The organism is Roseitranquillus sediminis, from assembly GCF_016918935.1.
GTDB lineage: Bacteria > Pseudomonadota > Alphaproteobacteria > Rhodobacterales > Rhodobacteraceae > Roseitranquillus > Roseitranquillus sediminis.
Map to the genome: position 1 here is coordinate 25,455 of NZ_JAFFOB010000012.1, position 26,054 is coordinate 51,508.

Consider the following 26,054-nt stretch of genomic DNA (forward strand, 5'->3'; position numbering starts at 1 on the left):
CATCATGCAGACCGGGGTCTGGATCAGCCTGATCATCTACTTCGCGATAATGCTGGGCATCGGCTTCTACGCGTGGCGCAAGTCCACGTCGAACTCTGAGGAATACATGCTCGGCGGCCGCAACCTGCCGCCGGCGGTCGCGGCCCTGTCTGCCGGCGCGTCGGACATGTCCGGCTGGCTGCTGCTCGGGCTGCCGGGGGCGCTGTACGCCGCGGGGCTCGTGGAGGCCTGGATCGGGATCGGCCTCTTCATTGGCGCCCTCGTGAACTGGATCGTCGTTGCGCCGCGCCTCCGCGAGCAGACCGAGCGCTACGACAATTCGCTCACCATCCCGGAGTTCCTCGCGAACCGTTTCCCGTCGCAGGCGACCACGCTGCGCATGGTCTCGGCGATCATCATCGTAATCTTCTTCGCCGTCTACACCGCTTCCGGCCTCGTGGCGGGCGGCAAGCTCTTCTCAACGGCCTTCGACGGCGGCTACCAGACCGGCGTCTGGCTGACGCTGGGTATCGTCCTCGCCTACACAGTCGTCGGCGGCTTCCTCGCCGTTTGCCTCACGGATTTCGTGCAAGGCTGCATCATGATGCTCGCCCTCATCGTCATGCCGCTCGTCGTCCTCTACGCGGGCGAGGGCGGGGGCTTCGGCCAGGCCGGCGAGACGCTGTCGACCGTCGAGGGCTTCACGCTCTCCTGGTGGACCGACGGGATGACCTTCATCGGCTGGCTCTCGCTGATGGCCTGGGGCCTTGGCTACTTCGGTCAGCCGCACATTATCGTCCGCTTCATGGCGGTGCGCAGCGTCCCGGAGGTCTCGACCGCGCGCAACATCGCAATGGCCTGGATGGGGATCTCGCTCCTCGGAGCGATCGGCGTCGGCATATTCGGCCGCGCCTATGTCGAGCGCAGCGGCATCACGCTCGAGGATCCAGAGACCATCTTCATCCTGCTGGCGGAGACGCTGTTCCCGGCGCTGATCACCGGCTTCCTCTTTGCCGCGCTGCTGGCGGCCATCATGTCGACAGTGTCGAGCCAGCTCCTGGTCTCGTCCTCGTCGCTCGCCGAGGACTTCTACAAGCTCCTCGTCGACCGGCAGGCGAGAGACACCGCCATCGTGACCGTCGGCCGGATCGCCGTCGTGGCGGTCGGGGCCGTCGCGGCGTTCATCGCCAGCGATCCGGAGAGCCAGGTTCTCGGCCTCGTGGCCAACGCCTGGGCCGGGTTCGGCGCCGCTTTCGGGCCGCTGATGATCCTGTCCCTGACATGGCAGCGCATGACCGGCCTCGGCGCCGTCGCCGGCCTCGTCGTGGGCGCGCTGACGGTCATCGTCTGGAGCAGCCTTGGCTGGAACGCAAGCTTCCTCGGCGGCCCTGGAGTCTACGAGATGATCCCGGGCTTCCTGCTCGCCATGGGTGCCATCGTCATCGTCAGCCTCGCGACCGAGACGCAGGGGGAGTTCCGGCCGCGCGCATCCGCGTGAGCATGCGCCGCAGTCTCTCGCCCATTCCGGACGACGAGCACTGGTCGCGGGCAGGATCCCTGTGCTCTGCCCGATGCACTCGGCGGCGTGATGTCGGATCTGCCGCGCAGCGAGGAGATATGCTTCACTCGCCGTAGAATGACGGGAGGTCCGATGTTCCTGAGCGTTTTCGACATCTTCAAGATCGGCGTGGGCCCCTCCAGCTCACACACCATGGGTCCGATGCTTGCCGCCGCGCGCTTTGTCGACACGCTCCGCGCCGGACCCGATCCGATACCGGGTTCGGGTGCCGCCGCGCGGGTCGAGGCGACGCTGCATGGCAGCCTCGCCTTCACCGGCAAGGGACATGCGACCGACAGGGCCGTGGTGCTGGGGCTCCTTGGCCTTCGCCCCGAAACGCTCGACCCCGACGAGGCCGAGCGCCGCATCGCAGAACTGCGGCGTACACACATCCTCGACGTGCCTGACCTCAGCGATCTCGCCTTCGATCCGGATGCGGATGTCGTGTTCGACTACGGACCGCCGCTTTCCGGGCACGCGAACGGCCTCGTTTTCCGCACCTTCGACGCGAACGGAAATCTTCACTTCGCCGAGACATACTTCTCGATCGGCGGCGGCTTCGTTCTGACCCAGCGCGAGCTCGAAAGGGAGAACATCAAGGGAGACGACGCCAGCCGGGCCCGGCCCTACCCCTTTGCCACCGCGGCCGAGATGCTGCGCATGGGTGCGGGGTCAGGCCTCTCGATTGCGGCGATGAAGCGGGCCAACGAGACCGCTGGCAGCGACGGCGACCTGAACGCGGGCCTCGACCGCCTCTGGTCGGCAATGGACGAGTGCATAGATCGCGGCCTCGCCGCCGAGGGCACGCTGCCGGGCGGGCTGAAGGTGCGCCGTCGCGCGCGTGCCATCAGCGAGTCGCTGCTGGCCGAACGCGGCCGGAACCAAGCGCAGCCGCACGTCGCCAACGAGTGGCTTTCGGTCTATGCGATGGCGGTCAACGAGGAGAACGCTGCCGGCGGACGCATCGTGACCGCGCCGACCAACGGCGCCGCCGGCGTGGTGCCTGCGGTGATCCGCTACTACCGCGACCACTGCATTGGCGCCGATCGCACCGGGATGCGGGACTTTCTGCTGACTGCCGCGGCGATCGGCGGGCTCATCAAGAGCAATGCCTCGATCTCGGGTGCCGCGGTCGGCTGCCAGGGCGAGGTCGGCTCGGCCTCGGCCATGGCTGCGGCCGGTCTATGCGCCGCGCTTGGGGGGACGAATGCGCAGATCGAGAACGCGGCCGAGATCGCGCTAGAGCACCACCTGGGCATGACGTGCGATCCGGTGCGTGGGCTGGTCCAGGTCCCCTGCATCGAGCGCAACGGGCTTGGCGCGATCAAGGCGGTGGCCGCGGCCGCACTCGCCCTGCGCGGCGACGGCTCGCACATCGTGCCCCTCGACGCCTGCATCGAGACGATGCGACAGACCGGCCGCGACATGAGCGACAAGTACAAGGAAACTTCGCAGGGCGGCCTCGCGGTAAGTCTGCCCGAATGCTGATCGGCCGGAGCCGCGCGGGCTGACTCACCTTCCCTCGGAGGACACCGCGCCCGGCGCAGCGTCAGCCGGCTGCGGTTGACATGTACATCCCGCATGGCCCAAGTACCTGCGCTTCAAAAATCAGGGGGAGATCGTCATGGACGCAGGCGCTGCGTTATCCGTGAACCAGCTGTTCAAGGTCTTTGGACCGGATCCCGAACGGGCGATCTCGCTCTACAGAGAAGGGCTGGACAAGGACGAGGTCTTTAGCCGGACCGGCATGACGATAGGCGTCTGCGACGCGACCTTCGACGTGTACGAGGGCGAGATCTTCGTGGTGATGGGACTGTCCGGGTCCGGCAAGTCGACGCTCGTGCGGATGCTGAACCGGCTGATCGACCCGTCGGCGGGCGAGATCGTCGTCAAGGGCGCCGACATCGCACGGATGAACGAGAAGGAGCTCAACGCCTTTCGCCGCGAGCACATCTCGATGGTGTTCCAGTCCTTCGCTCTCATGCCGCACATGACGGTGCTGCAGAATGCGGCCTTCGGGCTGGAGCTCTCCGGCGGGCCGGTGGAGCAGCGGGAAAAGCGCGCGCGCGTGGCGCTGGAGCAGGTCGGCCTCGCGCCCTACGAGCAGAGCTATCCCAACGAACTTTCGGGCGGGATGCAGCAGCGCGTGGGGCTCGCCCGCGCACTCGCCAACGACCCGACGATCCTGCTGATGGACGAGGCCTTTTCTGCGCTCGACCCGCTGATCCGGACGGAGATGCAGGACGAGCTGCTGGAGCTGCAGCAGGAGGAGAAGCGCACGATCATATTCATCTCCCATGATCTCGACGAGGCGATGCGCATCGGCGACCGCATCGCGATCATGGAAGGCGGGCACGTGGTGCAGGTCGGCAGGCCCGACGAGATCCTCAACAATCCCGCCAACGACTATGTCCGCTCGTTCTTCCGCGGCGTCGATGTCACAGGCGTCATCTCTGTCGGCGATATCGCGACCAAGCGGCAGGTCACCATGTTCGAGCGGCGCAACCGCGATGGCAACCTCCGCGCCGTGCGCGAGCGCATCGCGGCGGCCGACCGGGACTACGCCTACATCGTGGACGCGTCGCAGAAGTATCTCGGCGTCGTCTCGGCGGCGAGCCTCGAGCGCGAGATGAAGGCGGCGGATCCGCAACTCTCTCGCGCCTTCGTCCCCGGCGTCGAGCCGCTGTCGGCTGACCGTCGGATCGGCGACGTCATCAACCAGGTGAGCGCGGCGCCGTGCGGCCTGCCCGTCATCGACGAAGGCGGCCGCTACATGGGCGTCGTCTCGCGCGCGGTCCTGCTCGGCGCGCTGTCCAAGGAGGACCAGGATGCCTGATCCCAAACTTTCGACTTCCTTCGAGACGGCGCAGGCCGACACCGGCAACCCTTGGACCGACCGCGGCACGATTGCTCCGCCGTCGAACGAGCCTGCGACGGAGCCCGGTAATGACGCCGCCGCGCTGCCGACCCAGAACCAGGCGGGCGGCACGACCGATGCCGCGCCGCCCGCAGCCGGTGAGGATGCGGCCGCCAATCCATGGGGTGGTGGATCTGAGACGCAACCCGCGACGCCGGACTGGCTCACGGGCGCGGCGCCGGCCGAGGAGCGGAGCTTCGACATCCTGCACCCGTTTCAGGAGGCGCTGATACCGCTGGAGTCGTGGGTGGAGGCGGCGCTCGACTTTGTGGTCGACAACTTTCGTCCCGTCTTCCAGGCGATCCGCTGGCCTGTCGACGGTGTCCTCACCACCATCGAGGCGGCGCTCCTTAGCGTGCCGGCACTGGTAATGGTTGTGCTGATCGGCGTCCTGGCCTGGCAAGCCGCTGGTCCGCGGCTCGGCCTCGGCGCTGTGATCTCGTTCATCTTCGTGGGTCTGATCGGCGCGTGGGACGAGGCGATGGTGACGCTGGCGCTGGTCTTCACATCGGTCTTCTTCTGCATCCTGATCGGCCTGCCGACCGGGATCTGGCTCGCGCGCAACGACCGGGCGGCGACGATCATGCGGCCGGTCCTCGACGCGATGCAGACGACGCCCGCCTTCGTCTATCTGGTGCCCATCGTGATGCTCTTCGGCATCGGCAACGTGCCGGGCGTGGTGGTCACCATCATATTCGCGCTGCCGCCCCTGATCCGCCTCACCAACCTCGGCATCCGGCAGGTCCCGAGCGACCTCATCGAAGCGTCGAAGAGCTTCGGTGCCTCGCGGGGACAACTCCTGCGCAAGGTGCAACTTCCGGTCGCGATGCCGACGATCATGGCAGGCGTGAACCAGACGCTGATGCTGGCGCTGTCGATGGTGGTGATCGCCTCGATGATCGCCGTCGGCGGTCTGGGTCAGATGGTCCTCCGCGGCATCGGCCGCCTCGACATGGGGCTCGCCACCGTCGGGGGACTGGGCATCGTGTTGCTCGCGATCATCATCGACCGTATGACGCAGGCCATGGGTGTCTCCAAGCGCGATCGCGGCAACCTCGCCTGGTACGAGACCGGCCCGGTCGGGCACGCAAGGCGAGCACTAGGCAAGGGCTCGAGGCGCTCTCCCGCGGGAGAGGCCGAGCCGGCCGAATAGACCCGCCACTCAAGCAATCATCGACTTCGGACCGACCAGCGGCTGTCATGGGCCGCTGCAACAAACTTGAAGGGAGATCATATGATCCGAGAGAAATCACGCACCGCCGTCGCAACACTGGCGGCCGCCGGCCTCGGCCTCGCTACCGGCGGCACGGCGCTGGCCCAGGATATGCCTGGCGAGGGCGTTACCGTGACGCCGCTCAAGTCGTCCATCGCCGAAGAGACGTTCCAGACCCTGCTCGTGACGAAGGCGCTGGAAGAGCTGGGCTATGAGGTCGAGGACATCAGCGAGCTGGAATACGCCGCCGCGCATGTCGCGATCGCAAATGGCGACGGCACCTTCCTGGCTGACCACTGGGATCCGCTCCACACCGACTTCTTCGAGGCAGCCGGCGGCGACGAGGAGATCTACCGCCAGGGCGTCTACTCCCCCGGCGCACTGCAGGGCTACCTGATCGACAAGACCACGGCGGAAGCGTTCGGCATCACTAACCTCGGCCAGCTTCAGGACCCCGAGATCGCGGCGCTCTTCGACAACAATGGCGACGGCAAGGCCGATCTCACCGGCTGCACGCCGGGCTGGGGCTGCGAACAGGTGATCGAGCACCAGCTCGACGCGTTCGACCTGCGCGACACGGTGACCCACAACCAGGGCTCGTATTCGGCCATCATCGCCGACACGATCACTCGCTACGAGAACGGCGAGCCGATCCTCTACTACACGTGGACCCCCTATTGGGTCTCGGGCGTGCTCGTCCCTGCCGAGGACGTGGTCTGGCTGCAGGTGCCGTTCTCGTCGCTGCCCGGCGAACGGTCTGAAATCGACACGGCGCTGCCCGACGGCACGAACTACGGATTCCAGGCCAACAACCAGCGCATCATTGCCAACCGCGACTTCGCCGAGGCGAATCCGGCCGCGGCCAAGCTCTTCGAGGTCATGGAGCTCTCGGCCAACGACATCAGCGCGCAGAACCTTCTAATGCGCGATGGGCAGGATTCCGAAGCGGAGATCGAGCGCCATGCCGATGCCTGGATCGCCGCTCACCCCGACCAGTGGAACGCGTGGCTGGAAGAGGCCCGCGCCGCCGCGCAATGAGCGCGTAGCCACCGACGATCTGGAACGCCGGCGGTTCGCCGGCGTTCTCTGCTTTCGGCATCCGCGGCGTCACTGCGACGGCGGCAACGGCTCCGGCACCGCGTTCCGGATCGGAGTCACCTGCTGCAGGTACGCGTAGATTGCGGCGAGATCGGCATCGGTCATGTTTCGATAGGCCGGCCACGGCATCGGCGGCAGGATCGGACGCCCCTGCCCCATGTGCCGTCCGTTGCGGATGGTGTCGATGAACTGCGACTCGCTCATTTCTCGCAGGACGCCGGTCTCCGGGTCGGGGGTAAGGTTTGCGGTGAAACTCACGCCCCACGGTCCGGACCAGGCGGTGTTGGCCGCGTTGGCCGCCATTGCCCATCCTTCCGGGACCTCCGCCGGCGCATCGACCACCATGTCGGCAGGGTGGCCCGAGAGTGCCCGCGTCATGTCGGGCTCCGGTCCGTTCGCGCCCATGATCCACGGCGTATGGCAGTCGTGGCAGCCTGTCGTATTGGTCAGGTACTCGCCACGGGCGACCGGGTCGGCCTCCTGCGCGGCGAGGCCTGTGCCGGCGAGCGCGAGGCAGAGCCCCGCCAAGGCCTTTGCGACGTTCATCCTTCTCCTCCTTCGTTGAGTGGCGCGGAAGCATCCGCACGGGATTTGTCCTGAGCTGCGATCCACGCCTCGAGAAGTGCGACGGCATCCTCGTCGACAAGCGCAGTACCAAGCGGCGGCATCTGCAGCAGCCGGTCGCGTGAGGCGACGCGATGGAGCAGCGCGCTCGCGTCCGGATCGCCGGGGATGACGCGCAGCGCAACGCCTTCGGGCAAACCGGCAGGCGGCTTGCGCAATGGAGTGTCGAATGTCGTTGTACGCGCCGACGCCGGAGAATCCTCTGGGTCATGGGCAAGGTCGAGCCCCAGTTCGGCAAGTGCGCCGTCCTCGGTGTGACAATGCCCGCAGTTCCCGTGCAAGTAGCCCAGCGCCGCCCGTTCCACCGGACCCGACGCCACGATGCGCGGCGCCCCATCGTCCGCAAGGCCGGTGATGAGACCGCGCTCGATCAGGGCCGCGAGATCGACCGCCCCGAGCGGCAAGAGCTCGCCATGGGGAGCGTTCGGGTCGCGGTCCGGCGAGAGCTGGAGCGCGGTGAAGCCGAGCACCGGGCTCGGGCCACTGCCGTGGCACACCTGGCAGTCGATCCGGCCGGGGATCGTGTGCGTCCGGCCCTCTCCCAGCGGCCAGGCGTCGGCGCGGCCACGTTCCGGCGCGAGCGTCGCGCCTGTGCCATCTGCGCTCCATTCGTAGGCCGCGAAAGTCCAGCGACCGTCCCCTCGGTGCTCCATGAAACGCGTCTCGACGCGGCGTCCGTCAAAGGAGAACTCCTTCCAGAAGCGCGTGCCGACAGGGAAGAGCCAACGCCCGGCGTCGGCAGCGTCGATCGTGGTGCCGGCCGGCAGCGAGATCCAGCGCCGCTTGGTCGCGCCGTCAGTCCAGAGCGGATATTGCGGCGAAAATGCAAGGTGCGCAGGATCGACCGTCAGCGTCTCCGGCTCGGAATAGAGACCGGTGGCAAAAAGGTCCGCGGGCAGTTCCGCCTCGCGCGCCGGCCAGACCGGCTGCGCCGAAGCCGCGACCAGCACCGCGAATGCCGACGCCGCGCCGAGCGACGCACCGAAGCGGCGGGCTTTTGCGATGAACGGGACTGACATGGCGTCACGCGGCTCCCTACGGTCCCGCGCAAAGGGCACGGGACCACAGGCAGCAGAGTCTCACGATGCCGGCGGCACCGCATGGGAAGATATCCTTCCTCGAACCTGAAACGTTTCTTAATTGCGGTGGGTCATATCTCTTCGAGTTCGAGCTTGCCCGCGACCTGGAGCCGGAACCGTCCACGACCCGAGCGCACGATCTGGATGCAGCCGCCGCGCTCGACGAGGCGACGCTGCAACAGCAGGAGACGCGACTCCAGATTGTCGGACTGCGCCGGCAGTCGCAGCGACAGGTCGAGCCGCAGCTCGCGGTTGGTGAACTCGGTCCGGCCGGTCGCGGCGTGCTCGCTCACCAGCTTCCATAAGATCGCGCCAGCGACGCCCTTGATAAGGTAGGCGTCGCCGATGAACACCGTGCTGTCGAAGCGGTAATGACGCATGCGCAGCGAGCCGGCGCAGCCCGGCACATGCGGCGCCTCCGCCTCGGCCCCGTCGTTCTGGGCGAGCAGGATCCGCATCCCAAGGCTCTCGGCCACGAGCTGCAGCGCATCCTCGTCGTCATAGCCGAAGCGGTTGCGCTCGAGCGACTCCGCGAAGAGCACGCCGGTGGTCTCGCCGAGCGGACGCAGCGGGAGCGCGATCTGGCTCAACGGCGCCTCGAGCCCGGGATAGGGTATCGCGGTGGCCGGGCAGCCGCTGTCCTCGACGATGCCGGCGGCCGAGCGGATCGCCGCGCTGTAGCTGTAGTCAGCCGCGAGATGGCCGATCCGGATCGGCACGCCTTCCGCCGCCGCGACGCCGATGACGCCCTGCCCCACTCCGACCTCGGAGCCGATCCCGGTCGTCGGGTATCCGTGCGATGCCACCGTGAAGAGCCGCCCGGCCCCCCGGTCCAGCATCAGCACCATCGAGTGCGTTATGCCGAGCTGCCGGTCGAGCGCGCCGAGCAGCCGGTCGAGGAGTGTTCCCATGTCCGCGCTCGCACAAAGCTCCGCCGCCGCTCGCCGCGCAGCGCTGAGAGGGTTGCACGGCCGCACCCGCTCGATCCGCTGCGAGGGCAGGACCTCGATCCCGCTGACCCGATAGAGATCGGACCCGAGCAGCCGGAAGACCCCCTCCATCCGGCTGTGCGAAGCAATGCCGGCCAGCTTGGCGCGCATCGCCTCGAACAAGGCACCGCTGGTCTGTGTTTCCTCATAGTCGAGGTCGAGCCGGAACTGCGCGTTCGTGTCGGGGTCGATGACGATGACGGAGGCCATGCGCGTTGCCAGCACGTTCCGGCGGGTCTTGTTGAAGAACTGGTAGGACAAGGCGACACGCCCCGGATCGACGTAATGGACCTGCGAGATCTCCGAGACGTTGGGCGTGCCGTCGCTGTCGAACGTGGCGAGGAAGGCGGGTATGACGCCTTCGAGGCAGTTCCGGATCTGGTCGAGCGTGGTCACGACACGCGCCGCAGCCGTTCGCCGGCCTGCGGGCCCGGGGTCTGCGTGAACGCCTCGCGCGGCACGAACTCCACGGCGACGACATCGGTCGGATCGAAGCTGCAGCAGCAGGACGAGAAGGCCTCGCCATAGTCGGCGTCGATCAGCCGGTCACGAAAGGCGCGAAGCTGGCGCGAGGCGGCGCGCAGGTCGTCGGGCTGCGCGGCAAGCAGCACGGCCTCGCCGCCCTTGATCTGGACCGAGCGGTGCGTCGGCACTTCCGTCACCGTCAGCGCGATCCTCCCGTCGCGGGTCAGCCCGAGGAGAAGCTGGGCGTTCGACGGCCGCGAGAGCAGCACCCGGATCCGGTCCGGCGCAAGCACCAGACATGCCAGCGCCATCCCGGCGAGCGGGCGCCGATCGAGTCCGACAACCCCGATGATCGTGCTCGCTCCGTATTGGCAGAATTCCTCGACAAGCGCCCGGCCAGCGGACAGGCAATCGGGATCGGGTTCGGTCAGCGCCCCGGAAGGTGCGACACTGGACATCGAAAGATCCATCTCGTCTTGCGGGGAGTTCAAGCTGCCCGTCGGTATCTTATACTGACCCTAATCACCGCGCGAGCCGCCTTTTTCGACTGGTCCGGCAGGGTTTACGGGTTCTCCACGCTCCGTCGGCCGTGACCCGACATTGAAGGTTTCGCGAGCGATCACTGAACTGCCGCGGCGGCCGCGGGGTCTAGAAGTCACGGGGCCAAATCACCGGCTCGACGTGCCGCAACTCCCTTCAGGCCGGCCCGCCCGCCCAAGACCAGACACTGCGACGACCTGATTGGCTTCGGATGCTTGCGTTCGCTGCACATCATCGGGCGTCGCCCGCAGATCAAGGGAGACCTCGGATGAGCTCGGATCGTCGCTGGCTGCAGAAGGCCCGCGAGCTACACAATCACCATTTCGACTCGACCGTGTGGAACGGTTTCGCATTCCGGCCCGATGACGTCGTCATCGCGACCTATGCGAAGTTCGGCACCACCTGGACCCCGCAGATCGTGGGCCAGCTCGTCTTCGGTGGCGACCCGTCGGTGAAGGTCGTCGAACTGTCGCCCTGGCTCGACCTCCGGGTTCCGGAAAAGAAGATCAAGCTCGACCTTCTCGAGGCACAGACCCACCGCCGCTTCGTCAAGACGCACCTGCCGGTCGATGTCGCCCGCGGCGGCCGCGACGTGATGGGGTCGATGCACAATCACCACGTCTGCGCCAACGATTTGTGGTACCGGCTGATCAACGACACCCCCGGCCGCGTCGGCCCACCGATCGAGCGCCCGCGCAGCGACGTGCGCGCCTACTTCCTTGACTGGCTCGACGGGAATGGCTACCCGTTTTGGCCCTTCTGTAAGAACTTCCGCTCGTGGTGGGCGATCCGCGACCTACCGAACGTGCTCTTGCTGTACTACCCAGACATGGAGGGTGATCTGCCTGGCTGGGTCGCCCGAATCGCGCGCTTTCTGGACATTCCGGTCGACAACGAAACGATGCAGCGGGTTCTGGAGCATGCGAGCTTCGCCTGGATGAAGGCTCATGCCGACGACGCTGCGCCGCTCGAAGGTGTCTGCTGGAACGGCGGCGCAGGCGACTTTATCCACGAGTGCACGAACGGACGCTGGCGCGACGTGCTGACGTCTGGTGACTGCGATCGCTACGAGCAGTGCGCGCTGGCCGAACTCGGGACGGAGTGCGCCCGCTGGTTAGCTGAGGGCGCGCGTGGCCAGTCGGCCCGCGCCGCCTAGCTTCGCGCGGAAATGCGGGCGTGCAGGTGTCGTTGCTGTAGCCGGCTCGTGTCAGGCATCGTCCCATGTCGCCCGAAACCGACAACGTGCTGATGTCGATACGTGGGCTGAAGGCGGTAACAGTCGGGCAGCAAGATCTGTATCTGCAACGCCGAAAGAGCAGAGCTCGATCAGTGCAGACGGATCGTTGAAACAGAAACGCGCGCCTCGGGGCGCGCGTCTCCAGCACTTCGTGTCATCCAGGCGATCAGGCCTTACGGCGGAAGCTCCGCATCGCGCCGAGGCCGCCAAGGCCGCCCATCAGCAGGAGGGCCGTTGCCGGGAGCGGGATCACCCCATCAGGTCCATCACCCGGCACGCCGATCAGCTTGTCGCTACCCTCTCTATTGTTCGCAGACTGGAAACGAAGACCGACCGAGAGAAAATCGGCCAGCGTCAGCGCACCGCCTTGGTCGGACAGATTGAACGAAAGCGTCGAGCCTGCGTCGCCGAGAGAGTCGTTGTTGAAGAACCCGAGGACAACGTCCCAATCATCCGGATACACATCCGGAACCCCGCTCAGGTTGTTGCTGTTTCCGCCGATCGGTACGCTGGTGCCGAAGCAATACTTTCCGCTGCTGACCTGGTTCTGTCCCGTGTTGGAGCACGGGGTTTGCAGCGACAGCGACGTGGAGACCAGCGTCGTGTTGTTCGTGTTCCTGACATTCGTGACATCGCCGGACGAGAAACTCGCCGTTCCGAGGTCGAACGCGATCAGGTTCAGGTGCCCGTCCGATCCCGCATTCTGGGTAACCGACACCAGGAAGCTCCCCACCGGGTCGTCGCTGACCGTGACGAGCGGACTGATCTGGTCGGCGCCATTCGACGATACGTATCCGCCGAAAGTGATCGTCGCCGCCGATGCGGGCGCGCTGACCGCGATCCCCGCGCAGACGAACGCGCCCACAGACGCCGCAGATTTTAACGAAACAAAGAAACTCATATAGCCCTCTTCAACATTGGCTCAGACTGCCCCTCTGCTTTCATGGCGGTATCGAAGGCTTCTGTAAATCTTTTCTTAGATCGTCGCGCAGGTTCAAGCCATTGGAATTGCGGCACTCATCCGGGAGTTGTGCAAGTTATTCGGTGGCAAGCCCGGGCGCAGGCTGCCCTTGCGTCGCAGCAATTGCCGGCAGTTCACGGCGCCGCTACACATTCGCGAGGAAGGAGCGCTCATGGACTTCGGTCTCAGCGAGGAACAGCAGGCGATTCGAGACATGGCGCTCGCCGTCGCGGAGGAGCGAATCGCTCCTTTCGCCCGCCAGTGGGAGGCGGAAGGGACGATCCCGCGCACGCTCTGGCCGCAGTTGGCCGAGCTCGGCTTCGGCGGGCTCTATGTCAGCGAGGAGGGCGGCGGCACGGGCCTCACCCGGCTGGACGCGACGCTGGTGTTCGAGGCACTGAGCCACGCCTGTGCATCGGTTGCCGCGTTCCTGTCGATTCACAACATGTGCGCCCGGATGATCGACGCTTACGGCTCGGAGGAGCTCAAGGCGCGGTTGCTGCCTGGCGCGGTGTCAATGGAGACGATCCTCTCCTACTGCCTGACCGAGCCGAGCTCGGGCTCGGATGCGGCGGCGCTGAGGACACGCGCCGAGCGGACGAACGAGGGCTGGACGCTGAACGGCAGCAAGGCGTTCATCTCGGGCGGCGGCTATTCGGACGCCTACATCGTGCTGGCGCGCACGGGCGAGGCCGGCGCGCGCGGCATCTCGGCGCTGATCGTGGAGGACGGCGCGCCGGGGCTGAGCTTCGGCGCGCTGGAAGACAAGATGGGCTGGCGTTCGCAGCCGACGCGGGCAGTGCAGTTCGACGGCTGCCGAGTGCGGGCGGAGAACCTGCTGGGGGAGGAGGGCAAGGGCTTTCGTTACGCGATGGCGGGGCTCGACGGCGGGCGCCTCAACATTGCGGCCTGCTCGCTCGGCGCGGCGCAGGCGGCGCTGGACGCGACGCTGGCCTACATGCGCGAGCGGCGGGCCTTCGGGCAGCCGCTGACGGAGTTCCAGGCCCTGCAGTTCCGGCTGGCGGAGATGGAGATTGAGCTGCAGTCGGCGCGCACCTTCCTGCGCCAGGCGGCTTGGAAGCTGGACCAGGGCGCGCCCGACGCGACCAAGTTCTGCGCGATGGCCAAGAAACTGGTGACGGAGGCCGGCAGTCGGGTGGCGGACCAGTGCCTGCAGCTGCATGGCGGCTACGGATATCTTGCGGACTATGGCATCGAGAAGATCGTGAGGGACCTGCGCGTGCACCAGATCCTGGAGGGGACGAACGAGATCATGCGCCTGATCGTGGCGCGGCAGATGCTGAACTCATGAGCGACCTGGACATCCGAATAGAGGGCTGCGCCGGGCGGATCACGCTCACGCGGCCGAAGGCCCTCAATGCGCTGACCTGGGAGATGTGCCGCGACGTGAGCCGGGCGCTTGACGAGTGGCGGGACGACGAGTGCGTGTCGCTGGTGGTTATGGACGGCACCGGCGACCGCGCCTTCTGCGCCGGGGGCGACATCGCCGAGATGTACCGGCGCGGCACGTCGGGCGACTTCGACTTCGGCCGCGGATTCTGGGCGGACGAGTACCGCATGAACCGCAAGCTCTACCATTATCCGAAGCCGGTGGCGGCCTTCATGCACGGCTTCACGATGGGCGGCGGGGTCGGCATCGGCTGTCACGGCTCGCACCGGGTGGTCTGCGAGAGCTCGCAACTCGCCATGCCGGAATGTGGAATCGGGCTGATCCCCGACGTCGGGGGGACGCTGCTGCTCGCCCGGGCGCCGGGGCGGCTCGGCGAGTATCTCGGCCTTGGCGGCGCGCGAATGGGGCCTGCGGACGCAATCCATGCGGGGTTCGCGGATCATTATGTGCCGCAGGCGGCGTGGCCCGAGCTGATCGCGGCGCTGGAGCGCACCGGCGAGTGGCACCGCATCGAGGCGGCCGCCGGCGACCCGCCGCCGGGCGACCTGGAACAGCGGCAGGCCGAGATCGACGGCCTGTTCGGCGGTGCGAGCATCGCGGAAGTGCTCGCCGCGCTCGCCAATTCCGAAGCCCCCTTCGCGACCGAGACGCTCGGCGTGCTGGGCCGGAATTCGCCGCTGAGCATGGCCTGCACGCTCGAGCTGATCCGCCGCGCCCGCGCTGCCGATACGATCGAGGCGGCACTTGAGCAGGAGTACCGCTTCACCTGGCGCTCGATGGAGCACGCCGATTTCCTAGAGGGGACGTGCGCCGCCGTCATCGACAAGGACCGGCAGCCGAGATGGTTGCATGAGCGGGTTTCGGACGTGTCGGCGGACGAGGTGGAACGAATGCTCGCGCCGCTCGGCGACGAGACGCTGGACTGGGAGGAAGCATGAAGATCGGTTTCATCGGCCTGGGGAACATGGGCGCACCGATGGCGGCGAATCTGGCGAAGGCCGGGCACGAGGTGGTGGGCTTCGACGTGGCCGGAGCAACGGCCGAAGCGGTGGCGCAGGCCGGCTCGGCCGCCGAGGCCGCGAGCGGTGCCGACGTCGTCATCTGCATGCTGCCGAACGGCGACATCCTCAGGCGGGTGGCCGACGAGGTGATCCCGGCGATGGAGCGCAGCGCGATCCTGCTCGATTGCTCCACCGTCGACGTGGCGAGTGCCCGCGATGTGGCGGCGCAGGCCGAGGCGGCGGGGCTGCGCCCGCTCGACGCGCCGGTCTCCGGCGGTACGGGCGGCGCGCAGGCGGGAACGCTAACCTTCATGGTGGGCGGCGGCGCCGACGCCTTTGCCGAGGCCAGGCCGCTCTTCGACGTGATGGGCGCCAAGGCGGTGCACTGCGGCCCGTCCGGCAATGGCCAGGCGGCGAAGATCTGCAACAACATGATCCTCGGCGTCACAATGATCGCCACCTGCGAGGCGTTCGCCCTCGCCGATCGCCTCGGTCTCGACCGGCAGGCGATGTTCGACGTGGTCTCCACCTCGTCGGGCAACAGCTGGTCGATGTCGACCTACTGCCCCGCCCCCGGCGTCGGGCCGAAGAGCCCGGCGGATAACGACTATCGCCCCGGGTTCGCGGCCGACCTGATGCTCAAGGACCTGCGCCTGAGCCAGCAGGCCGCCGAGACCGCGGACGCGGATACGCCGATGGGGCAGCTCGCCGCCGAGCTCTACCGATCCTTCGTCGAGGACGAGAATGGTGCCGGCCGCGACTTCTCCGCGATGCTTCCCCGCTTCGAGGGGCGAGGCCGGAGCTGAGCCGTAGCGTGTCAGTTGTATCCGCCCGGCTTTGCTTGCCACGGGCCGCGGGGGCTATAGAACCACGGACATGGTCCCGGTCAAAGACCGGGCATGTGGAGGAGACAACATGAAACTGACCACATTCACCGCCGTTGCGGCACTCGCCGCCGGCGGAGCATACGCTCAGGACTATTCCGATCTCGACCGCACGGGCTGGCCCAGCAGCTTTACTGTAGGAACCGCGAGCCAGGGCGGCACCTACTTCGCCTATGGTACGGGATGGGCCAACCTGGTGGCGGACGAGCTTGGTATATCCGGCGGCGGCGAGGTCACCGGAGGGCCGATGCAGAACATGGCCCTCGTCCATACCGGCGACGCTGCCTTCGGCCTCACGACAACGGGCCCGGCCCGCGAGTCGATCGAGGGCACCAACCCGATCGCGCCGGGTCTCGCCATGGACAACGCCTGTGCGATGTTCCCGATGTACCAGACGCCGTTCTCGGTCACGGCGCTCGCCTCGTCAGGCATCGAGACGATCTCCGACATCCCCGACGGCGCGCGTATCGGCTTCGGGCCCGCAGGCTCGACCTCGGACACCTACTTCCCGCTTATGCTCGAGGAGCTCGGCGTAAACTTCGAGCGCCGCAACGGCGGCTGGGAGGATCTCGGCGGGCAGCTGCAGGACGGCCTGATCGACGTCATCGCCTTCGCGGCCGGCATCCCGGTCCCGGCGGTCAGCCAGCTCGAGGTCCAGACCGACGTCAACATCATCGAGTTCACCGAGGAGGAGCAGGACCAGATTGCGGAGGCGTTCCCGGTCTCGGACTTCCAGATCCCGGCCGACACCTACCAGACGCTCGAGGAGCCGGCGAATTCGGTGGCGATGTGGAACTTCGCCATCGCCAACTGCGACCTGCCGGAAAGCTTTGTCTACGCGGTCACGGACATCGTGATGTCGGACAACGAGCGCATGGTGAACATCCATCGCGCGGCCGAGGAGACGCTGCCCGAGCACTGGGACAAGAACCAGGTGATGAAGTGGCATCCGGGCGCCGCCCGCTGGTTCCGCGACAACGCCGGCGCCGAGATCTCCGACGATATGGTTCACGGCGGCTGACGCGCCGACGCACGATCCGAGGAGATCGCGATCCGACTCTCAGGACATCGCCCGCTCCGGCAACGGGGCGGGCTACTTGTCCGGGGCTTCAGCCTATGAACCGGGTGCAGAGCGGCGTGCCGTGGAACATCCACTGCTTGTAGAGAACCGCTGCTTCGGGATCACAATCCGAGCGGAAGAGCCAGCCCGTATGTTGGCGACACACCAGCCATAGGCCATCGCTTCGATCGCAGGTGCATTGTGCAAATTGAAGGCCTTGGGGTTGCGCTCCTCATCCTGCACGGAGTTCATCGTCTAGAAGACACGGCCCGCTGATTTTGTCTCTCCATCCTGCCTCTTGGGGCCGGACGTCTGTTCCCCGAGCTGCGAAAGTCGGACAGGATCCAAGCCGTGTTTGCCGCAGGATGGTCGCCGCAGGTGTTGAAGTTGCTTTCCCGAAAGCATGGAGTTGCGAGACAGTGAGTTTCGGCAGAGTCTTGACCTGCCGGTCGCGTCGCGCGCGAGCAGCTCTTGGAAGAACTTGAAACAACGGTGACCTGCCGAATGTTCTCCGGCAGGCCACCTGGGACGTGTCCTGCGCTGCGCAATATGTCAGCCTCAGGACGCACCATTCTCGTCTGCGGGAGGATTAGTGGAACGGCGGCACGCCCGGATCGACGGCCTCCGCGTCTCATGGCTCGAGCTGGGGCCGCGCGACGGAACGCCAATGGTCGTCCTGCACGGCGGCGGCCTCGACCGCGCCGGCGTCTCGTGGGGACCTGCCCTGCCGGCGCTTGCGCGCCGACATCGCATCTTCGCGCCAGACCTGCCCGGCCACGGCGAGAGTGACCTCTTCAGCGGCAGCTACCGCGTGCCCGACGTCGGTCGCTGGTTGGTTGCGCTGCTCGATACCCTGGAGCTTGAATGCGCAATCCTCGCCGGTCTCTCGCTCGGCGGCGCCGTCGCGCTCTGGACGGCGCTTGCCACGCCCGGACGCATATCTGCCGTCATTCCTGTGGCCTCCTACGGTCTCGCCCCCGTGGCCCCGCTGCACCCGCTGGCGTTTCTCGGAACTCGGCTGCCCGTCAACCGCCTGGCCTACCCGCTGATCGCGCGGTCGGACTTCGCCGCGCGTGAGGCGCTGGCCACCATCGTGCATGACCGGGCCTCCATCACGCCGGACCTCCTGCGCGACGTGCGGCAGCTCGCGGCCGCCGCCAGGCCTCATGCCTACGACCGCTTCCTGCGCGACGAGATCGGCCCCAATGGACTCGGCACCTGCCTCATCCCTCGGCTCCCCGGCCTCGGACCGCCCGCGCTTTTCATCCACGGCCGCCACGACCGCCCCGTGCCGATCGCTGCAGCCCGCGCTGCGGCCCGCGCTGCCGGTGCCCGACTGGTCGAACTCGATACGGGGCACTGGCCGATGGTCGAAGCACCCGGTCCCTTCGACGCCGCGCTCGATCACTTCCTGCAGCGGCTTGGTCGCGACAGGAACGAATTGCATTGACCCCTCCGCTTCGCCAAAGATCGACGCAAGAGAGGGAGGATCCGATGAGCGACCCCACCGAAGGCCCGGTGCTGGCCGAAGGCGTCGACGAAGAGCCGGTCGAGGCCAACCGCCGCGACTTCATCGGCCGGAACTACCTCATCATCGCCGCGATGGCGACGATCTACGCGGCATTCCACATGGCCGCCCTCAACGGCCTCTCGATCGAGAACATGACCGGCATCGAGCTGCCGTTCCTCCCGACCCTGCCGATGGAGACCTGGAACTTCCGCATTGTCCACGTGGCCGGTGCGCTGGTCTTGGGTTTCCTCCTCTACGCTTCCGCCGTCACTTTTCCCGCGCCCGAGGAGGAGACGCGCGCCCTCGACTACGTCTCCTGGGCGCTGGTGATCCCGGCCGTCATCTCGCTCGGGGTGGCGCTCTGGTTCGCCTGGCAGATCTCGACCGGAACGATGTGGAACGGGATGGACGCGACGATCCGCTTCCGCGAGATCTGGTTCTTCGGCGTGCCGCTGATGATCGCGACCGTCGGCGCCATCGTCGCCGGCTGGTATCACCGCCGTCGCCGGGACGGCTTTGCCGCGCCGGATTTCGTGCTCAGCGTCGCCGCGATCGCCGTCGCCGCCTACCTCATCACCATCTACGGCACGCTGATGCGCAATTCGACGGGGACGCCGTTCGCGCCCATCGGCATCTCCATCGCCGCGGTCGCCGGCACGCTCCTCATCATGGAGCTGACCCGCCGAGTCGCCGGCCTCGCGCTTGTCATCATATCGGTTGTCTTCCTCGCCTACGTCTTCACGGGCCAGTACCTGCCGGGCTTTCTCAATTCGCCTCCGATCGGATGGCAGCGGTTCTTCAGCCAGGTTTACACCGACGCCGGCATCCTCGGTCCGACCACGGCCGTCAGCTCGACCTACATCATCCTCTTCATCATCTTCGCCGCGTTCCTCCAGGCGTCCAAGGTTGGCGACTATTTCGTCAATTTCGCCTTCGCCGTCGCCGGACGCGCTCGCGGCGGGCCGGCCAAGGTGGCGATCTTCGCCTCCGGCCTGATGGGCATGATCAACGGCACCTCGGCCGGCAACGTGGTTGCCACAGGCTCGCTGACGATCCCGCTGATGAAGAAGGTCGGCTACAAGGCCAAGACCGCGGGCGCGGTCGAGGCTGCCGCCTCGACCGGAGGCCAGATCATGCCGCCGATCATGGGCGCCGGCGCCTTCATCATGGCCGAGATCACCGGCATCCCGTACACCGACATTGCCTTTGCGGCGATCATCCCCGCGGTGCTCTACTTCGTCTCAGTCTACTTCATGGTCGACTTCGAAGCGGCAAAGCTCGGAATGCGCGGCATGCGCGATGACGAACTGCCGAAGTTCGCCGCCATGGTCCGCCGGGTCTACCTGTTCCTGCCGATCGTGATCCTGATCGCCGCGCTCTTCATGGGCTACTCCGTGATCCGTGCGGGCACCCTCGCCACGCTCTCGGCCGCAGTAGTCAGCTGGCTCACGCCCCACCGGATGGGGCCTCGCTCCTTCATCCGCGCCTTCGAGCTTGCTGGGATCATGTCGATCCAGATCATCGCGGTCTGCGCCTGCGCCGGCATCATCGTCGGCGTCATCTCCCTGACCGGAGTCGGCGCAAGGTTCTCGAACCTGCTCCTGGGCCTCGCCGGCCTGTCGCAGCTCCTGGCGCTCTTCTTCGCCATGTGCATCGCGATCTTGCTCGGGATGGGCATGCCCACGACCGCGGCCTACGCGGTCGCGGCCTCGGTCGTCGCGCCGGGCCTCGTGCAGCTTGGCATTCCGGCACTGACTGCGCACTTTTTCGTCTTCTACTTCGCCGTCCTCTCGGCCATCACCCCACCAGTCGCGCTCGCCTCCTACGCAGCGGCCGGCATTTCGGGCGCGAACCCGATGGAGACGTCGGTCGCGTCGTTCAAGATCGGCATCGCGGCCTTCATCGTGCCCTTCATGTTCTTCTACAACTCCGCCCTCCTCATGGACGGAAGCTGGCCCGAGATCGTGCGCGCGGCGGTCACCGCCACCGTAGGCGTCTTCCTCCTCTCCGGTGGCGTCCAGGGCTGGTTCCTCGGCGGCCGCTGCGCCTGGTTCCTGCGGGTCGGGCTCATCGTCGCCGCGCTCTTCATGATCGAGGGCGGGATCATCACCGACCTGATCGGCATCGGCGCCGCCGTGGCGATCTACCTCATCCAGAAGCTCGCGCGTCCCGATCCTGACGCCACCATGCCGGTCCGCGGCGCCGACTGAACCTCCGCGCGGACCGATCCTCCTCCGGGCGGCTCGACGCTGCCGCGCGCAATAGCGCATGTCGGGCCGAAAGCTCCCGGCACGGGACCCGAGGTACGCCATGCCACCGCTTGCCGGCCGCGCAGCGCTCGCCTAACAAGAGGCCCGACGCGAACCGGGGCAGGACGTGCGCATTCTCATCACCAATGACGACGGCATCAATGCGCCGGGCCTGTCCGTGCTCGCCGCCATCGCCGAAGAGCTTGCCGGACCGTCGGGTGAGGTGTGGACAGTCGCGCCCGCATTCGAGCAATCCGGCGTCGCCCACAAGATCAGCTACACCCACCCGACGATGATCGCCGAGCTCGGGCCCCGCCGCTGGGCGGCCGAGGGCTCGCCCGCCGACTGCGTCCTCGCCGGCCTGCACGACGTGATGCGCGACGCGCCGCCGGACCTCGTCCTCTCCGGCGTCAACCGCGGCAACAATTCCGCCGAGAACGTACTCTATTCCGGCACGATCGGCGGGGCGATGGAGGCGGCGCTGCAGGGCCTCCCCGCGATCGCAATGAGCCAGTACTACGGTCCCGGCAACGTCAGCCTCGATGATCCGTTCGACGCCGCCGCAGGTCATGGCGTGGCAACGGTGCGCCGGCTGCTCGATGCGGGCCTCTGGGATGACGGAGACTACCGGCTCTTCTACAACGTGAACTTTCCGCCCCTTTCCGCGGCGGATGTACGCGGCCTGAAGGTTGCGGCGCAGGGGTTCCGCCGCGACGTCACCTTTGGAGTGGAGGCGCATCTCTCTCCCTCCGGGCGCCGCTTCCTCTGGGTCAAGGGCGGCCGGCAGAACGTTCCGTCCGAGCCGGGCACGGACGCGGCGGTGAACCTCGACGGCTGGATATCGGTGACCCCGATGCGCGCGGACCTTACCGCCCACGATGCCCTCGACGAGCTGACGCAGAGGCTCGGCTGAGATGGTCGATCCCGAGAACACGATGCAGCTTCTGCTCGCGCTGCGGCGCAACGGCGTCACGGATGCCCGCACCCTCGACGCCATCGAGTCGATCGACCGCGGCATCTTCGTGCGCGGTACGTTCGCCAACCGCGCCTACGACGACACGCCGCTGCCGATCCCCTGCGGGCAGACGATCAGCCAGCCGTCGGTTGTCGGCCTGATGACCCAGGCGCTCGAGGTCGGGCCACGCGACAAGGTGCTCGAGGTCGGCACCGGCTCGGGCTATCAGGCGGCGATCCTCGCCCGCCTCGCCCGCCGCGTCTACACGGTGGATCGCCATCGCAGCCTGGTGCGCGAGGCGCGCGAGCGCTTCGAGGCGATCGGCCTGACCAACGTTACCGCCTTCACCGCCGACGGTAGCCGCGGCCTGCCGGACCAGGCGCCCTTCGACCGGATCCTGGTGGCCGCCGCGGCCGAGGACCCGCCGGGGCCGCTCTTGGCGCAGTTGCGCATCGGCGGTATCATGGTAGTGCCGGTGGGCCAGTCCGACGCGGTGCAGAGCCTGATCAAGGTCGTGCGGACCGAGGCGGGCTACGAGTACGACGAGTTGCGGAGCGTGCGTTTCGTGCCGCTGCTCGAGGGGCTGGCGCGAGAGTGACCGGTGAGATGGTACGGTCCCGGCCACAAGGGACCGGCAGACGAGGGCGGGCGATGAGATTTTCCAAACGGCCGATCGTGAGCGCAGCCGCGGCGATGCTGCTGCTCGGCGCCTGCCAGAGCGGCTTCGACCCCGACTTTCGCAACCTCGGCGACGGCCTCGACACCTCCGACGCCGCGATCCGCTCGCGCGCGGAGGAGCGGCCGACGCCCGACAGCCGCGGCGTCATCACCTACCCGACCTACCAGGTCGCGGTCGCCCAGCCCGAGGATACGGTCAGCGCCGTCGCGACACGCGTGGGCCTGCCACCGGAGGAGGTCGCCAGTTACAACGCGCTCCCCGTCGACGCGCCGCTCCGCCGCGGCGAGATCATCGCCCTGCCCCGCCGGGTAGCCGGCACCACCGTCGTGACCGCCTCCCCCGCCACCGCGGCGACGCCGCGCGGCGTGGGCCAGGTGGACGTGGCCACCATCGCCGGCAACGCGATCGACCGCGCCGGCGGAGTGACCTCCACCGGGACCGAGCCTGTCCGGCATCGCGTTGCTCCGGGCGAGACCGCCTTCTCGATCGCCCGTCGCTATGGCGTGTCGGTCGATGCGCTGGCGCAGTGGAACGGTCTAGACGCGGCGCGGAACGTGCGGGTCGGACAATATCTGCTGATCCCGCCGGCGGCCGCGGCTCCGGTGCCTGTCGCCGTGCCGCCCTCGCGTCCGGGCGAGGGCACCGCCACGCCAACACCGCCGAGCGCGGCGCAGCCACTCCCCGAGGATGACACCGCCGAGCCCGCGCCCGAGCCGCCGGCGCCCCCGGTGCTCGCCGAGGAGGCGACCGAGGCGTCAGACACGGCGCGCCTGCTGACCCCCGTGCCGGGCAGCATCATCCGTGGTTACAGCAAGGGCAGCAACGACGGCATCGACATCTCGGCGCGCGCAGGAACGGCGGTGCGCGCCGCCGATGCCGGCACCGTCGGCGCGATTACCAACGACACCGACGGCGTCCCGATCGTGGTGATCCGGCACGAGGGGAACCTGCTGACGGTCTATGCCGGGGTCGACAACGTGTCCGTCTCGCGCGGCGACACGGTCAGCCGAGGCCAGACCATTGGCGTGGTGCGTTCCGCCGACCCGGCCGTGCTGCACTTCGAGGTCCGCGAGGGGTTCGAGAGCGTCGACCCCGGTCCCTACCTGAACTGACCTCTGGCGAGGGTCAGAGCCTCACGCCCCTGCGCCCCGCCAGGTCGGTGAAGAATTGCCAAGCGACGCGGCCGGAGCGCGAGCCGCGCGTCGCCTGCCACTCGACCGCCTCGGCGCGCAGCGTCCCGTCGTCAATCTCGACGCCGTAGGCGTCGCAGTAGCCGCGCACCATCGCGAGGTACTCGTCTTGCCCGCAGGGGTGAAAGCCGAGCCAGAGGCCGAACCGGTCGCTGAGCGACACCTTTTCCTCGACCGCCTCGGACGGATTGATCGCACGCGAACGCTCGTTCTCGATCATGTCGCGCGGCATCAGGTGGCGGCGGTTCGATGTCGCGTAGAAGATCACGTTCTCTGGCCGCCCCTCAATTCCGCCGTCGAGAACCGCCTTCAGCGATTTGTAGTGCTGGTCATCATGGCTGAACGACAGGTCATCGCAGAAGAGGACAAAGCGGTGCTCGCTCCGCCGCAGCAGCGACAGAAGCCGTCCGATCGACGGCAGGTCCTCGCGCTGGACCTCTACGATCTTGAGCGGAACCTCGGCTGCAACTTCGGCATGGATTGCCTTGACAAGGCTGGATTTCCCCATGCCGCGCGCCCCCCAGAGCAGGGCGTTGTTCGCCGGGTACCCACCGGCAAAGTGCCGCGTGTTCTCCAGCAGCGTGTCGCGCGCGCGGTCGATGCCGAGGAGAAGCGGGAGCGCCACGCGGTTGACCTGCGGGACCGGGTCCAGCCGGTCGGGCGCCACATGCCAGACAAAGGCGTCGGCTGCGTTCCAGTCCGGTGCCTCGGCCGGCGGCGGACTGATCCGCTCGAGCGCGGCGGCGATGCGGTGGGACGCGTCGCTCACCGCGCCTCGTCCCCATCGTCGCCCCAGAGCTCCTCGTCCTCGTCGAGCAGGCCTTCCGCCCGCATCCGCTCGACGCGCTTCCGCTCGACGCGCGCCACCAGCAGGATCGAGATCTCGTAGAGGCCGTAGACCACCACGAAGAGAATGATCTGCGTGATGACGTCCGGAGGCGTGACGACCGCCGCCAGGACGAGGATGCCGACCACGGCGTACTTGCGCACGCGGCCGAGGCCCTTGGCACTCACAAGGCCGGCCTTGCCCATCAGCGTCAGCAGCACCGGCAGCTGGAAGCAGAGCCCGAACGCCAGGATAAACTTGATCGTGAGGGCAAGATACTCCTCGACGGAACCCTGGAACGTGATCCCGGCCTGCGCGAGCGGTCCCGCCTCCTCGCCCACGGGCGCCACGTTCTCCGGCATCGGCAGCCCGCCGACCTGCTGGAAGCCGAGGAAGAAGTCGAAGGCCAGCGGGATCACGACGTAGAAGGCGAAGGCCGCGCCGAGGAAGAACATGATCGGCGAGGCGACCAGGAACGGCAGGAACGCGGCCTTCTCCGTCTTGTAGAGGCCCGGCGCCACGAAGCGCCACATCTGCGTCGCGATGTAGGGAAAGGCGAGGATGAAGCCGCCCATGAGCGAGATCCGCACGGCGACAAAGAAGCCCTCCTGCAACTTGATCAGGATCAGGCCGCAATCCTGCCCGCGCTCGCCGAGCTGCGAGCAGATCGGCTGGGTCAGGAAGTTGAAGATCGGGTTCCAGACGGAGAAGCAGATCACCATCCCGATGATGAACGCCACGACCGAGTGGATCAGCCGCGTCCTCAGCTCGGCCAGATGCTCGATGAGCGGTGCCGAACTGTCTTCGATCTCGTCGCGGGTGGTCACGACGTCTCCTTCGCGGCCGGCTCGGCGGCAGGGGCCGGCGCTTCCGGCGCCGGCGCATCTGCCTGCGCCCGTGCCGCCTCGCGCCGCTCTTCCGCCTTGGCTGCCGCCGCATCACGCAGCTTGCCCGCCTTTGCCGCGCGCTCCTCGTTCGTGCGTGCGGTCTCGCCCGCGCGGGGCTTGCGGTCGGGGTCGAGCTTGCCGAGGTCGCGAGCCGCGGTCTTGAGCTTGTCGAGGCCGAGGTTCTTGGCCGAGGTCAGGTTGCGCATGTCGCGCCCCATGTCCTTCACTCCGGACTCGTCCGCCGCGTCTTCCATTGCGCGCTGGAACTCGCGCGCCATCCCGCGTGCCTTGGCGGTGAACTGCCCGAGCGCCTTGAACATGCCCGGCAGATCCTTCGGGCCCACGACGATCAGCGCCACGATGCCGATGACCAGAAGCTCGGTCCAGCCGATGTCGAACATGGAAGCAGCCCTCCGGGCGGCCGGATCAGGCCTTGTCCTTCTCTTCCTCCGGAGTGATGTCGCGAGCCTGGGTCGAGCCGTCCTCCAGCTCCTTCGTGCCCTCGCTCACGCCCTTCTTGAAGGCCGTGATGCCCTTTCCGACCTCGCCCATGAGCGACGAGATCTTGCCGCGCCCGAAGAGCACGAGCACGACGATCGCGATGAGGAGGAGGCCCGGAAGGCCGATGTTGTTCAGCATGCTTCTTTCTCCCTCGGCGACCGGACTATCCGCGCCGGACGCCTGAAACCGACACCGCGCCTATCTATTGGTTCCGAAGCTTCGTTGGAAGCGTCAAAGCGCC

Annotated in this window: 24 protein-coding genes; 15 read left to right on the forward strand and 9 right to left on the reverse strand. The window is 67.4% G+C overall.

The genetic code is table 11. The features are described from left to right. Window positions 1–4: 4 nt before the first annotated feature. The 5 genes from putP (at window position 5) to proX (ending at window position 6,705) form a co-directional block, all read left to right on the forward strand. Window positions 5–1,477 carry a sodium/proline symporter PutP gene (gene putP / locus JM664_RS06045; protein ID WP_227419023.1) on the forward strand — a complete coding sequence of 491 codons (1,473 nt, stop codon included), beginning with the start codon at window positions 5–7 and terminating at the stop codon, window positions 1,475–1,477. A 153-nt stretch (window positions 1,478–1,630) separates the two neighbouring features. Beyond that, complete coding sequence (locus tag JM664_RS06050) at window positions 1,631–3,025, forward strand: L-serine ammonia-lyase (RefSeq protein WP_227419024.1); 1,395 nt, start codon at window positions 1,631–1,633, stop codon at window positions 3,023–3,025. Window positions 3,026–3,185: 160 nt separating this feature from the next. Beyond that, on the forward strand, window positions 3,186–4,373 hold the full coding sequence (gene proV / locus JM664_RS06055) for a glycine betaine/L-proline ABC transporter ATP-binding protein ProV (protein WP_319637518.1): 1,188 nt from the start codon (window positions 3,186–3,188) through the stop codon (window positions 4,371–4,373). Beyond that, on the forward strand, window positions 4,366–5,607 hold the full coding sequence (gene proW, locus JM664_RS06060; protein WP_227419026.1) for a glycine betaine/L-proline ABC transporter permease ProW: 1,242 nt from the start codon (window positions 4,366–4,368) through the stop codon (window positions 5,605–5,607). Before proV ends, proW begins: the two co-directional genes overlap by 8 nt. Before the next feature lie 81 nt (window positions 5,608–5,688). Continuing rightward, window positions 5,689–6,705, forward strand: coding sequence for a glycine betaine/L-proline ABC transporter substrate-binding protein ProX (gene proX / locus JM664_RS06065; protein ID WP_227419027.1), 1,017 nt, complete (start codon window positions 5,689–5,691; stop codon window positions 6,703–6,705). 69 nt (window positions 6,706–6,774) lie between these two features. Here the strand turns inward: proX and JM664_RS06070 are convergent, their stop codons facing one another. From JM664_RS06070 to JM664_RS06085, 4 genes are all read right to left on the reverse strand, one after another. Then, window positions 6,775–7,311: a c-type cytochrome gene (locus tag JM664_RS06070; protein ID WP_227419028.1), complete on the reverse strand. Its 537-nt coding sequence runs from the start codon at window positions 7,309–7,311 to the stop codon at window positions 6,775–6,777. Next, a complete protein-coding gene (locus JM664_RS06075) occupies window positions 7,308–8,408 on the reverse strand; it encodes a c-type cytochrome domain-containing protein (RefSeq protein ID WP_227419029.1) in 1,101 nt (366 codons plus the stop codon). Before JM664_RS06075 ends, JM664_RS06070 begins: the two co-directional genes overlap by 4 nt. Before the next feature lie 131 nt (window positions 8,409–8,539). Beyond that, window positions 8,540–9,853, reverse strand: a complete 1,314-nt coding sequence (locus JM664_RS06080; protein ID WP_227419030.1) for a GAF domain-containing protein — start codon at window positions 9,851–9,853, stop codon at window positions 8,540–8,542. Next, window positions 9,850–10,380, reverse strand: a complete 531-nt coding sequence (locus tag JM664_RS06085; protein ID WP_227419031.1) for a hypothetical protein — start codon at window positions 10,378–10,380, stop codon at window positions 9,850–9,852. Before JM664_RS06085 ends, JM664_RS06080 begins: the two co-directional genes overlap by 4 nt. Before the next feature lie 350 nt (window positions 10,381–10,730). Between JM664_RS06085 and JM664_RS06090 the strand changes: the two genes are divergently transcribed. Continuing rightward, complete coding sequence (locus tag JM664_RS06090; protein ID WP_227419032.1) at window positions 10,731–11,618, forward strand: sulfotransferase domain-containing protein; 888 nt, start codon at window positions 10,731–10,733, stop codon at window positions 11,616–11,618. 247 nt (window positions 11,619–11,865) lie between these two features. Here JM664_RS06090 and JM664_RS06095 read toward each other — a convergent pair whose 3' ends face one another. After that, a complete protein-coding gene (locus tag JM664_RS06095; RefSeq protein ID WP_227419033.1) occupies window positions 11,866–12,564 on the reverse strand; it encodes a VPLPA-CTERM sorting domain-containing protein in 699 nt (232 codons plus the stop codon). A 268-nt stretch (window positions 12,565–12,832) separates the two neighbouring features. Between JM664_RS06095 and JM664_RS06100 the strand changes: the two genes are divergently transcribed. The 9 genes from JM664_RS06100 (at window position 12,833) to JM664_RS06140 (ending at window position 23,521) form a co-directional block, all read left to right on the forward strand. Further along, window positions 12,833–13,972 (forward strand): acyl-CoA dehydrogenase family protein, encoded by a 1,140-nt coding sequence (locus tag JM664_RS06100; protein ID WP_227419034.1) that lies wholly within the window; start codon window positions 12,833–12,835, stop codon window positions 13,970–13,972. After that, window positions 13,969–15,009 (forward strand): enoyl-CoA hydratase/isomerase family protein, encoded by a 1,041-nt coding sequence (locus JM664_RS06105; RefSeq protein ID WP_227419035.1) that lies wholly within the window; start codon window positions 13,969–13,971, stop codon window positions 15,007–15,009. Before JM664_RS06100 ends, JM664_RS06105 begins: the two co-directional genes overlap by 4 nt. Next, window positions 15,006–15,878: a 3-hydroxyisobutyrate dehydrogenase gene (gene mmsB / locus JM664_RS06110; RefSeq protein WP_227419036.1), complete on the forward strand. Its 873-nt coding sequence runs from the start codon at window positions 15,006–15,008 to the stop codon at window positions 15,876–15,878. Before JM664_RS06105 ends, mmsB begins: the two co-directional genes overlap by 4 nt. 109 nt (window positions 15,879–15,987) lie before the next feature. After that, window positions 15,988–16,977 (forward strand): TAXI family TRAP transporter solute-binding subunit, encoded by a 990-nt coding sequence (locus tag JM664_RS06115; RefSeq protein WP_227419037.1) that lies wholly within the window; start codon window positions 15,988–15,990, stop codon window positions 16,975–16,977. Window positions 16,978–17,608: 631 nt separating this feature from the next. Further along, on the forward strand, window positions 17,609–18,466 hold the full coding sequence (locus JM664_RS06120; protein ID WP_227419038.1) for an alpha/beta fold hydrolase: 858 nt from the start codon (window positions 17,609–17,611) through the stop codon (window positions 18,464–18,466). A gap of 44 nt (window positions 18,467–18,510) precedes the next feature. Continuing rightward, on the forward strand, window positions 18,511–20,736 hold the full coding sequence (locus tag JM664_RS06125) for a TRAP transporter permease (RefSeq protein WP_227419039.1): 2,226 nt from the start codon (window positions 18,511–18,513) through the stop codon (window positions 20,734–20,736). A gap of 166 nt (window positions 20,737–20,902) precedes the next feature. Then, on the forward strand, window positions 20,903–21,688 hold the full coding sequence (gene surE, locus JM664_RS06130; RefSeq protein ID WP_227419040.1) for a 5'/3'-nucleotidase SurE: 786 nt from the start codon (window positions 20,903–20,905) through the stop codon (window positions 21,686–21,688). Window position 21,689: 1 nt separating this feature from the next. Beyond that, complete coding sequence (locus JM664_RS06135) at window positions 21,690–22,328, forward strand: protein-L-isoaspartate(D-aspartate) O-methyltransferase (RefSeq protein ID WP_227419041.1); 639 nt, start codon at window positions 21,690–21,692, stop codon at window positions 22,326–22,328. A gap of 53 nt (window positions 22,329–22,381) precedes the next feature. Beyond that, window positions 22,382–23,521: a peptidoglycan DD-metalloendopeptidase family protein gene (locus JM664_RS06140; protein WP_227419042.1), complete on the forward strand. Its 1,140-nt coding sequence runs from the start codon at window positions 22,382–22,384 to the stop codon at window positions 23,519–23,521. Between the two features lie 13 nt (window positions 23,522–23,534). Here the strand turns inward: JM664_RS06140 and JM664_RS06145 are convergent, their stop codons facing one another. The 4 genes from JM664_RS06145 to JM664_RS06160 are packed head-to-tail and all read right to left on the reverse strand — an operon-like array spanning window position 23,535 to window position 25,951. Next, on the reverse strand, window positions 23,535–24,368 hold the full coding sequence (locus JM664_RS06145) for an ATP-binding protein (protein WP_227419043.1): 834 nt from the start codon (window positions 24,366–24,368) through the stop codon (window positions 23,535–23,537). Continuing rightward, complete coding sequence (tatC, locus tag JM664_RS06150; protein ID WP_227419044.1) at window positions 24,365–25,252, reverse strand: twin-arginine translocase subunit TatC; 888 nt, start codon at window positions 25,250–25,252, stop codon at window positions 24,365–24,367. Before tatC ends, JM664_RS06145 begins: the two co-directional genes overlap by 4 nt. Next, complete coding sequence (tatB, locus tag JM664_RS06155) at window positions 25,249–25,713, reverse strand: Sec-independent protein translocase protein TatB (protein ID WP_227419045.1); 465 nt, start codon at window positions 25,711–25,713, stop codon at window positions 25,249–25,251. The genes tatC and tatB overlap by 4 nt, the downstream gene beginning before the upstream one ends. 25 nt (window positions 25,714–25,738) lie before the next feature. After that, a complete protein-coding gene (locus JM664_RS06160; protein WP_227419046.1) occupies window positions 25,739–25,951 on the reverse strand; it encodes a twin-arginine translocase TatA/TatE family subunit in 213 nt (70 codons plus the stop codon). Between the last annotated feature and the right edge of the window lie 103 nt (window positions 25,952–26,054).